General features: G+C 58.9%; 10 protein-coding genes. 3 read left to right on the forward strand and 7 right to left on the reverse strand.

Annotation, left to right across the window (positions count from 1 at the left end; translation table 11 throughout):
* On the forward strand, positions 1-258 hold a 258-nt coding region (locus VG146_10515; GenBank protein ID HEV2392782.1), incomplete at its 5' end, for a hypothetical protein.
* 490 nt (positions 259-748) lie between these two features.
* On the opposite strand, the gene bshA is transcribed toward VG146_10515, so the two are convergent.
* The 7 genes from bshA to VG146_10550 form a co-directional block, all read right to left on the reverse strand.
* A complete protein-coding gene (gene bshA / locus VG146_10520) occupies positions 749-1,870 on the reverse strand; it encodes an N-acetyl-alpha-D-glucosaminyl L-malate synthase BshA (protein HEV2392783.1) in 1,122 nt (373 codons plus the stop codon).
* A 170-nt stretch (positions 1,871-2,040) separates the two neighbouring features.
* Positions 2,041-2,778 carry a PIG-L family deacetylase gene (locus VG146_10525; GenBank protein ID HEV2392784.1) on the reverse strand — a complete coding sequence of 246 codons (738 nt, stop codon included), beginning with the start codon at positions 2,776-2,778 and terminating at the stop codon, positions 2,041-2,043.
* Positions 2,750-3,526 (reverse strand): hypothetical protein, encoded by a 777-nt coding sequence (locus VG146_10530; protein HEV2392785.1) that lies wholly within the window; start codon positions 3,524-3,526, stop codon positions 2,750-2,752. Before VG146_10530 ends, VG146_10525 begins: the two co-directional genes overlap by 29 nt.
* A 4-nt stretch (positions 3,527-3,530) precedes the next feature.
* Positions 3,531-5,264, reverse strand: a complete 1,734-nt coding sequence (locus tag VG146_10535) for a sodium:solute symporter (protein HEV2392786.1) — start codon at positions 5,262-5,264, stop codon at positions 3,531-3,533.
* A complete protein-coding gene (locus VG146_10540; protein ID HEV2392787.1) occupies positions 5,261-5,386 on the reverse strand; it encodes a hypothetical protein in 126 nt (41 codons plus the stop codon). Before VG146_10540 ends, VG146_10535 begins: the two co-directional genes overlap by 4 nt.
* A complete protein-coding gene (locus VG146_10545; protein ID HEV2392788.1) occupies positions 5,383-7,875 on the reverse strand; it encodes a PIG-L family deacetylase in 2,493 nt (830 codons plus the stop codon). Before VG146_10545 ends, VG146_10540 begins: the two co-directional genes overlap by 4 nt.
* A 280-nt stretch (positions 7,876-8,155) precedes the next feature.
* Entirely contained in the window at positions 8,156-8,707 is a 552-nt protein-coding gene (locus tag VG146_10550) for a DUF2911 domain-containing protein (GenBank protein HEV2392789.1), read from the reverse strand.
* A 371-nt stretch (positions 8,708-9,078) separates the two neighbouring features.
* On the opposite strand from VG146_10550, the gene VG146_10555 reads away from it, so the two are divergent.
* Both VG146_10555 and VG146_10560 read left to right on the forward strand, forming a co-directional pair.
* Positions 9,079-9,507 (forward strand): hypothetical protein, encoded by a 429-nt coding sequence (locus VG146_10555; GenBank protein HEV2392790.1) that lies wholly within the window; start codon positions 9,079-9,081, stop codon positions 9,505-9,507.
* 173 nt (positions 9,508-9,680) lie between these two features.
* The coding region (locus tag VG146_10560) for a hypothetical protein (protein ID HEV2392791.1) at positions 9,681-10,898 on the forward strand (1,218 nt) is incomplete at its 3' end.

Genomic DNA, 10,898 nt, shown 5'->3' on the forward strand with positions numbered 1-10,898 from the left:
TTTTACCAAAATTTCCAACCATTTTTTTCAACTTCCTGTGGGATGGCAGTGGGTTTTATTCTCGGAAGATACAGCCAGATTATGTACGGCGTCCCCACAGATCCGATGGTGGAGGCAACCAAACAAAGGCATAGTGGACTGTATAACGTTGGCTTCTGCGACGGCCACGTGGAGGGACTGAGAGGCAATCAACTGTTCGATGTCAAAAATCCTAATGTTATGCGGCGCTGGAATAACGATCACCTGCCACATCATTGACAATTCCACCTGCCGCCAGGCTCTGCCCCGCTGTGCCTCTGTATCTCTGTGGTGAAAAGGGTTGCCAATCAGGCAGGCCCAGCGCCCATGGAAAGTGCGGCTGCTCTTTACCAGCCAGGTCGACACGTACATTCGTGAGCGGGTATTGCACCCCAGCCAGCAGATGCGTGAGCGGCGCGACGGAAGCCTCGAGTTGCGGCTGGAGACATTGAGCCGCAAGGAACTAGCCCGCTGGGTGCTCTCGTGGGTGCCACACGTCCAGGTGCTTGCCCCCGAGAACTGCGGCAACGCATCATTAAGAGGCTGCGACTCGGACTGTCCTCGAAGAAAATCTGATATGTTACACAGTGAACCCCCATGTTACACTTTCAAAGCGTAACAAAAACCCCAACATCTCCGGACTTTATCGTTGATGTAAACATGTTACACTTTGTTTTCGCCTCCCTGCGCGCACAAACTTTCTTTCCCCACCCGCGCAAAGCCATGGGAGTCAATCCTTCGCACAAACCCGCCTGTACAAAGCTTCGTAACGCGGGACAATGGCGTCTGCCGAAAAGACTTCCCGTGCGCGCTTTTGCGCCGCCTGACCGAGAATGATTCGGCGCTCGGGGTCCTGGATGAGGTCCTGGACTGCCTGCGTCAGCGCCTCGGCATCCCCGAACGGAGTCAGCAGCCCATTCACGCCGTCTTCGACCACCTCAGGAATTCCGCCGACAGCAGTCGCCACGCTGGGGCAGGCAAAGCACATCGCCTCGAGAATGCCCAGGCAGAAGCTTTCGGATTCCGAGGTGTATAACGCCAAATCCGCTGCCTGAAGGTAATCTTCAATGCAGGCTACTTTCTCGATGACCAGGACACGGTCTTCCAACCCCAGCATCCGCACGTCCGCCGCGAAGGGCGCAAAGCTTTCCCCCGCCAGGATGACCAGCTTGAAGCTGTTTGCGGGTCGAATCCGGCTGGCGGTTTCCAGCAGCAAATCGATGCGTTTGAGCGGACGCAGGTTGGATGAGTGGAGCACCAACACGCGGTCTCCCAACTCCAGTTCTTCCCGGACCTGTTTTGCTGAACGGCGCGGCGGGCGCGGCTCGAAGAAGTTATGAATCACGTCAATTTTCCCATCAACGCCGAGCAAGCGCCGGGTCTCCTGTTCGAGCCAGCTCGAGACGGTGGTAATGGCGTCGGAACAGTTCAGGGCGTGGCGGATGGCGGGGCCGTAACCCGGGTCGCCCCCCAGCAGAGTGCTATCAGTGCCGTGCAGGGTGGTGACCAGGCGCGGTTGCTGCTCGGGCGGGAGCATCGCGCGGGCCAGGATGGCAGCCGTCGCATGCGGCACAGCATAGTGGACATGCAGGACATCCAGCCCGTGGTCGCGGCTGACCTCGGCCATCTTGACCGAGAGCGGCAGTGTGTAATCCGGGTATTTGAATAAACCGTAGCGGTTGATTCCGACCGGGTGGAAATAGATTCGAGGCGCATGGAGCGGCAGACGGAACGGGCGTTCGTAACTGATAAAGTGGACTTCATGGCCACGCCGCGCCAAATCTTCTCCCAGGGCCGAGGCAAGGATGCCGCTCCCGCCAACTGACGGATAACAGGTGATGCCGATTCTCATAGCGTGCCATGAGGCAGGCCGTTGGCCTGCAACCACTCGCCACCGCGCCTGTTCCCAGGGCGTTGCCCTGTGCTGGTATAAGCGAGGCCTTCGGCCTCGGGCCAAGGATTTGGCGTTCCCCAAGGTTTCATGGTTTCGAGAGGGAGGGGGGTTGCATCTTGCGAAAACGGTTAAAAACGCCGGGCGCCGAGACCCAATTGCGCAATGGAATCCAATACAAGCGGGTCATTGGGAAAAAGGGCTATTGCATGGCTCACCCCGGCGCGCAGACCGTTCAAACGCGCCCGGGTAACTTGCAGTTCGACATAATTCCGGGTAGCGGCTTGAGAAAGGTGAGCTGACATGGCTGAAGTCCAGGCCTCAATGATCTCCGGTTCCGAAATATCGATGAGCACGCGCGCGAGGTCCAATGGCTCGGCTTGAGGCGTGACGGCATAAAAGAGGATTTGGCCAACCGGATGCGGGCTGGCGCCGCGCAGTTCGCTAAGGCCGCCGTAGCGGGCCAGGCGGACGGCATCGCGCACCAGCCGGCCCAGGCGATAATGATCGGGGTGTTGATTTTCGACCAGGCTGGGCGCCAGCACTATCGACGGGCGGGTGCGCCGAATGATTCCGGCCAATCGGATTGCGTGCGCGACGGAAGGCTCCAGATGCGCGTCTCCATCCAGTTCGACAAATTCCAGCGAGGCCCCGAGCAGCGCCGCAGACCGCTTCGCTTCAGCGGTGCGGCCTTTCGCGGTCCCGCTTGTGCCCGATTCGCCTCGCGAGCAGACCACGAAATGAGCCGGACGCGCGGCGCGGGTTTCCTTTGCGATGACAGCGCCGCAACCGAATTCGATGTCATCGGGATGGGCGCCGAAGGCCAGGAGCGGTGCGCGTTCAGGCGAGCGGTTTAGTGTAGGCTTCATCGGAAAGCTCAATGGGGTCACGGTTGATGAAAGTAATTTCGGGCGCCTCTTCTCTCTGCAAATAATCCTGCTCGCTTGCTCCGGCGATATAATGAGTGCAATGCACCACCGATTGCATCCAGCGCAGGCGGGTATCGCGTGTGGGGCTGATCTGCTCGCGGGTAAACGGCGCCAGGGGCAGGGTGATAAACACACCGCCTCCCTCGTGCAGTTTGAAGGCGTTGTCCTGCAAGCGGGCGCGCACGACCTCGCCGTCGTGGGGCACGTCCACAAAGAACTCCGGCACCTCGCAGGCGGCTCGGCGCACAGCGGGGTCGCTCGAACGCACGACGCGCAGGCCCTCCAGCAAGTTCAGCTTGCGATACATTTCCAGGCAAAAATCGGCGACACTTTTGGCAGACGTGTTTTCAAACAGCTTGATGGACGGATGCTCGATGTAGTTGGGCAATTGCAGCACGGTTTTTGAATGCCAATCGCCCGGGATGCGCTTGAGGTAAAGGGGGGAGAACTTGCGCTGAAGGCGGTTCTCGAAGCTGAAATTGAGCTGGGCCGGCATGCCAGTTTTACGGTGGCGCAGGATAGTCCGGGTCTCGCGCGGGTCATGATCGCTGTCATGGCAGAAAAAGACGATTTCGCCGCCGATTTCCTCCTGCACGCGGCGGGCGGTGCGGACTTTGGCGACTAAGAATCGCCGTGGGAAGAATCCGCACGGTTGCTGGCCGAAACAGATGACAGGAGCCGAAGCCATGGGCTTACCCTTCGGGTTCGCGCGAGACGGTGGCCGTGCCGGGAAGGGCCGGCGCCGGCTGCGGGCTCGAGCCTATCGCGGCCTGCAGGACGATGCTCAACACCACGCAGGCCGCGCACCCGATAAAGTTGTACCACAGATAACTAATCGTGAGCGAAAAATAAAGCGCCAGCACCAACGTTTGGGCCGCCAAAGCCGCCCAAAAAACCGCTGTCCCGCCTACCCTGCGGAAAAAGAAGGCCACCAGGAACAGCGCCAGCAGCACGCCATAAAAAATGGAGCCCACGATGTTGACTGCCTGGATGAGATTCTCGACCAGGTTCGCAAACAGGGCAAAAGCCAGCGCGACGATGCCCCACAAGAAAGTGAACCATTTGGAGGCGGCGACGTAATGGGCGTCAGTGGCCTGGCGTTTGACGATGTGCCGGTAGAAATCGACTGTGGTAGTAGAGCCGAGCGCATTGAGTTCAGCGGCCTTGGAGGAAAGGGCGGCAGCAAAAAAGGCCGCCACGAGCAGCCCAATAACCCCGTGAGGCAGGTAGTGGAGGATAAAAGTAATGAAAACGTAATCGGCGTCGTTGGCTTTCGAGCCGGGCACGGCCGCCTGGAGGGCTGTTTTGGCCTCGGCACGGAGGGCCTCGCTGCGCTGGAGCGCGTTCCAGGCCTGGGTTCGGGCCTCGGCTTCGGCTTTGTGGTTGCCGGCATGTTTGGCATCGAGCCAGGCGCGTATCAATTGCTCCTTTTGATCATGAATGGCGGCGAATTTCTTTTCCAATTCGCGCAACCGCCCACCCGCAGGACCTTGAGCAGCAATCGCCCACGCCGGCTCATTAAAGAATACGGGCGGCTGCTCGAATTGGTAGAAGACAAAGAGCAGGGCGCCCAAGAGCAGGATGAAGAATTGCATTGGGATTTTGCAAACGGCATTAAACATGAGCCCCAAGCGGCTCTCGCGCAGCGATGCGCCCGAAAGGTAGCGCTGGACCTGCGATTGGTCCGTGCCGAAATAAGCCAAGGACAGGAACAGGCCGCCCAGCAACCCGGACCAGAACGTATAACGGCGGTGGACATCGAGGGAAAAGTCCACGGCGCCCAATCGTTTGAAACCGCCGGCGACGGTGAGGGCGTCAGTGAGGTTGGCGGGGAGCTTCGTCAACAGGATGATAAATGCCAGCGCCATTCCACCAAAGATGACTGCCATCTGGTATTTCTGAGTCAGGGTGACCGCATCGCTCCCGCCGGCGACCGTATAGACGATTACAACCAACCCGCTCAAGACAATGGTCAGGTCCAGCCTCCAGCCCAGCATGGAAGAAAGGATAATGGCGGGGGCGTAAATGGTGATGCCGGCCGCCAGGCCGCGTTGGAGAAGAAACAGGCCCGCGCCCAGCAACCGCGCCTTGGCATCAAAACGGCGTCCGAGGAATTCATAAGCTGTATAGACATTCAATCGGCGGTACATCGGCAGGAACACCGCGGCAACCAGAATGAGGGCCAGGGGCAGGCCGAAGTAGTTTTGAACAAAGCTCAACCCGCTTTCGAAGCCCTGTCCCGGGGTGGAAATGAAGGTAATGGCGCTGGCCTGGGTGGCCATGACCGAAATGCCAATTGCGGCCCACTGCATCGGGTCGCCTTTAAGGTAGGTGCTGAGATTCTGGTGGCCCTTGGTGCGCCACACCCCATAAATGGCAATGCCCAGCATCGTTCCAATGAGAACCGCGAAATCCAGCGGGCTCATTGGAAGATGACACTTAATGCGAAGAGCAGCCCCACCCAGAGAACGAAGCTCGCCACCACCACAATGTACACTGCGCGCCAGGAGCGCAGCCCGGGCAAGCCGGTTGGCTCGGTGTCTTTCACTTGAGGCCTCCGGCCTCGGCGCGCGCATTGGTTTTGCCCAGCGACACCAGGTTGGCAAAAAGCCGGTAAGCCCCAGGCACCCCGGCCGGCAGTTGCCTGAACCACGCCAGGCCGGTATAGACGAAATAGCCCCGCCCATAATGGGCCACGAGCAACCCGCCTTTAAGCGGGGCTTCGCCGGGGTCATTGCATGCGAGAATGGGTGTGAAATGCTCGTCCCACTGGCTGGGAAAATACAGACCGCGTTCCTGGACCCATCCGACAAAATCCGCGCTCGAAATTTTATTGGGGACATTGAGAGCCGGGTGCTCAGGAGTCAGGAATGTCACCGGGGCCTCTTCGTCGGTGACCCGTTCTCCCGAGATGCGCAACTCGTAGGGGGAGATCGGGGTTGTTTTGAGGCCCTCCGGGCGATTGTATTGGACAATGACATTGCCGCCGTCCTGGATGTATTTGAAAAGAGCCGGCATAACAGGGCTTAAATCGGTCCGGACGTTGAAGGCGCGCACGCCGAAAATGACGGCATCGAAAGAGCGGAGGCGCTCCGGCGTGAAGTCCGCGCCGTTCAATCGGGTCACGGTGTAGCCCATCTGTTCGAGACCTTCGGCCACGGAGTCGCCTGCACCAGGCACATAACCAACCTGCCCCCCCTCGATGGCCAACTGAACGCCCACCGCTTTGAAATGGGCCGGAGGCTGAAGCAGTATCCAGGGAATGTGCGCGTAGCGGATATCCACCCGTTCGCTGCTCCAAGTCGCGCCATTCACGTCCGCCAGGGCACTAATAAGGCCTGTTGCCGGTTCCGGTGGAGCGGCGACTGTGAACTCGAGGCGCGTGTGATCGCCGGCGTTCGCCAAATGAAATGAGCGTGTCGCTGGTTCGACCTTCCATCCACCAGGGGCATCGAGCCTCAGTGCCCCGGCGCTGTCTGGCCGGGCCGCAGTGATCTCGACCTCGATGGAGCGCGAAGAGCGGGGCGAGAACAATTTTACATCCGAAGCGAATTGGAGAGAGACTGGCGCGATGACTTCCAGCCTTCGGCGGAATTGGCCTTTCTTGGCATCTGTGATGATTTGCACCGGCTCATCCGCAACCACAAGTGACTGGCCGCCGATTTCGAACACGTGCTCGATTGGGAAGGCCGGCGTGTTCTCGGGGCGCCCGATGAGCGAGGGGTCATCGACGCGAAACATGCCAGGTGAGTGCTCGTGGCGCAACCAGTAGGGTTGGCTCAACGGAGTGTTTGTCGAAAGAATCTGCGTAGTCTCTCGGGTGGCGGTCGGTTCCGAGCTCAAATCGATGCCCGCCTTAAGTTGAGTATGATTAACCGGGTATCGCGTCTCGACCCAGCGCACCGACATCCCCGGGCGGACGGTGATGGTGTGGCGCAACTTCATCGTCTCCCCAGGGACAACTTCGGCCCTCGAGACGATTGTCTCGACGGACAAGCCCAGGCAATTCTGCAGAATACCGTCCAGTTGATGCCTCTTATCGTCCAGGAGCGGGTTATGAGGCAGGGCAGCGACCCGTGCGCGAATAGTCAGCAGCGCGGGAACACTGGCCGCAGGATTCTTGGTGTCAAAATGGCTGGTAACCTCTTCAGCCAGCCTGCCAATCTCGGCGCCCCCAGGCACCCGGCTCCAGGTTGTATCCACGCCATCGAGGATGTCCTGGGTGGCGGTCTCGCCGGCCAGCAATTGAAACGATTCGGTTCTCATCCCGCCGCCGCCACGGCCAGAATAGTTGCCAAAGCCCTGGGTTTTGTGCATCGAACGGCTGCGGCCAGCGATGTCGGCAAAAGATTCGTGCAGAACCGGGTCCTCTCCCCCAACCTCGATTCGCAACACGCCGTTTGTCTCTGTACTGGCGCCTCGGAAGAACCCGTTCCATAGAATGCGCTTGGGTTGCCATGGCGCCAATTGTTGAAGCTGGTCTGGAAACGCCTTTGGGTCCCCGGCCAGCTTGAACGCTTCAAGGGCAAGCACCGCGGAGGCTGTATGATGGCCATGCGTGCCGCCCGGGTGCGTCGAGAACCGGGTGATCAGCACATCGGGTTGAAATGTCCGAATCACCCGCACGATATCCGACAGAACTTCTTGCCTATCCCAAATGCGCAGCGTTTCCCGGTAATCTTTTGAAAACCCAAAATCTACGGCGCGTGTGAAAAATTGCCGGCCCCCATCCAGGCGCCTGGCTGCAAGCAGTTCTTGTGTCCGGATGACGCCTAATTCATCGCCGAATTCCGGCCCGAGGACATTCTGGCCGCCATCGCCCCGAGTCAGCGACAGGTAAGCTGTCCGATAGAGCCGCCCCCGGGCGAGGTAGGCGATGAGTTGGGTATTCTCATCGTCCGGATGCGCTGCGATGTAGAGGACGCTGCCCATCTGTTCGAACTTGTGCAGGTCCTGCAGAATGGCCTCGGGAGAAGGCGGCTCAGAAAAGCCGGCGTCAGGCAAACCGATTATGACCGTTGCAACGCAAACCCACAAGCCCGCGAAACGCCTAAGCCATAACGAAACAACGAGCGAGGCCGGAGCGCCCCCCCAGAAACGGGGTCCATGGTTCCCGCTAGTACTGTGAAGTTTCGAGACAGAGGGCCTCCTCTCCCTAGCCCTCTCCTCCAAAGGAGGAGAGGGAACTGCTTTGCGACGCGTGTGACGAAACTTAGTTGCCAGTTTACTAACCATTGTGAAGGGATCCCCGCTTTTGCCCAAGCTCTTGATGGTGCGGTTCATCTCCCGCGAGTCTAGCACAACTGCGGCGGAGGCGCTATTTGCTCACGGTAAAGGGGACCGAGAACTGGGTTTTTTCCCACATCATCTTGATGACGCCGCCACCCGATGGGTTCTTGGCCACTTCAACAGTCAATTGATTCACGGGCGTGTCGAGGCTTTCCTTGGTCATATCGACCCTGGCCAAATCGTGGCTCTGATTGTATTGGGTGCCCCATTGGCCGATCTGCTTATTAATGATCAGCTTGGTTGGGCCGTCTTCCTCAGGCAGTGCGTACAACGAGTAAGCGCCGGCGGGGATCGGCGTGCCGCCGATCATGAGCGGCTTTTGTGTAATGAGCAGCGTCGATTCATCAGCCCCCATCCGCCAAACCTTTCCATAAGGCACCAGCCCACCCCAGATTTTGCGCTCCTCGCCTGTGCGGGGGTTTTTCGTATAAGGCCGGCCATAGACAATGGTGACCCGGCTGCCATCGATGACCGCGCTGGTCGTCTCATGCGGGCTCACGCGCTTTTCCTGGGCTAGCGCAGACATTGCGCTGAGGGCGATTGCGGCAACAAGCAACAGACTTGGATTTGGTTTTTTCATAATAATGTGAAGTGGTTTATCGTCGCGTACTTGGCAGAGTTATAATCCAGACCTTCAATACAATCCAGCCACAAAAACACAGGACAACCGAACGGGCGCAGTAGCCCTTGGTTGGGAACTCTCCGCGCATTCGGGAGGTTTTTACCTGAGTGCATCCGTTGGAACAGGCTGTAGCTTGAGGCGTGTTTGACCAACTCTTGCTCCGCGAGCGGGTTTACCGGAGTGGTTGCTGGATGAAATGCAAAAGAGCCGCTCTTCTCTTGCTTTTGGGGCTTCTCGCAACGGGATGCGCCACAGGACCCAGATGCCGCGCGGTGTCCGGAGCGCCGGGCCTCTTTGAAGGGGTGAAACCCAGGACGCAACAGGACTTCATGAGGCTCCGCCAACAAGGTGTCCGGACCATCCTGAGCCTCCAAACCATGCCTTGGGATATCTGGCCCGAAAGCAGGAAAGCCCGGCACTATGGATTAGAGTATCGGAATGTGCCAATCCTTGCTTCGCCTTTGGAACCGTGCGACGAACAAGTCAGGCAAGCCCTCTTGACACTTGCGGACCCATCGCTCCAGCCGGTTTTCGTTCACTGCCTGCTTGGCGAGGACCGCAACGTCTTTGTAGTCGGCCTCTACCGAATGTATTATCAACACTGGACCCCGCAAGCGGCTTGGGATGAAATGATACGTTCGGGATTCCACTCCGCCTTGCGCCTTCGCGGGTTCACAACCTATTTCTGGAAGCACACCCAGATTCCCAATTGGGTGCAGCGCGGTGGAGCGAGTGTGCCGAGCTCCGGCGCCAGATGAGAGTCGTGGAGCGGTCGGAGCGTGAGACCATGGGAGCTTCCGAGTGATTGCCAGGCTCCCGACGCTCCTCGCTCTCACGCTCCAACATCCTTCTCAGCGGCGAATTGGTCTGTAAATTGCTTGTCACTTGCCTGTTTGGTCGCAGCACCTCTCTGCCAGATGAACGGAATCGCATGAAAACCAGTAAAATTGCATGCGTCAGTTGCAAACAAGCGCGGGTTCCAAGCCGGCGGTGGTGCGCTTTGGGGGTTTGCTGGTTACTGTCGCTTTCTCAGGTTGCAGAGGCCGCGCCCCAGAGCGGGCGGCTGGTGGGTTGGGGCCAGCGAATGACTCCGACCCCGGGGACTGTCGTGACCAATATCGGAGTGGGCAATGAGGAGACTCTGGGTATTCAAAGCGATGGGACTTTGCTCTCGTGGGGAGAACTCGAGATGGATTTGCCCTTAATCGGAGCGCCGGGAGAGTACATGGAAATCCATTTTGCGATGCCGATTGGGCTCAGCAACGTTGTGGCAGTGGCTATTTCCAAAGATATGTTGGACGGTCACGCTGTGGCCCTGCGGGCCGATGGCTCCGTATTTGCCTGGGGCGACAACAGGTATGGACAAACCAATGTGCCTGAGGGCCTGTTTAACGTGCGGGCAGTAGCCGCTGGGGGCGTTCACTGTCTGGCCCTTAACGGGGACGGAACGGTGGTGGCTTGGGGTGCAAATGGCGCCGGCCAGACCAACGTTCCCGCTGGTTTGACAAACGTTGTGGCTATAGCCGCTGCAGCGTCCAGCTCGCTTGCCGTAACCGCTCAAGGAACCGTCGTAGCTTGGGGAGACAACACTTTCGGTCAAACCAACGTCCCGCCTGGGCTCAGTAATGTTGTGGCCATAGCGGCCGGCTGGGACCATTGCCTGGCCTTGAAAGCCGACGGCACAGTTGTGGGGTGGGGCGATAACGCGCATGGCGAAATCAATGTCCCAATCGGTTTATCGAACGTTGTTGCGCTTGCGGCGGGAGGCGGTGATACCCATCCACCTTATAGCGGATTTGATGGCCATAGCCTCGCACTTAAAAGCGACGGCACAGTGGTCGCCTGGGGAAAGGACAATTATGGTCAGCCAGATGTGCCGGCTGGGCTGAGTAACGCAATCGCGATTGCTGCCGGCGCCGAGTGCAGTCTCGCCCTTCAGAAGGACGGCACCGTGGTGGGATGGGGCCACAACTCCGCCGGCCAAACCATGATGCCGCCGCAGCTTGGCAATGTCTTGGCTGTAGCCGATGTCGGGCAACAAACAATTGTATTAAAACAGGAGGGTACCTTAGCCAATTGGGGATCCGATTACTTCGGCGGAGCCGCGCCCCCGAAAGGCTTGAGCAATGTGGTGGCCATTACACCCCAA

The organism is Verrucomicrobiia bacterium (assembly GCA_035946615.1).
Lineage (GTDB): Bacteria > Verrucomicrobiota > Verrucomicrobiia > Limisphaerales > UBA8199 > DASYZB01.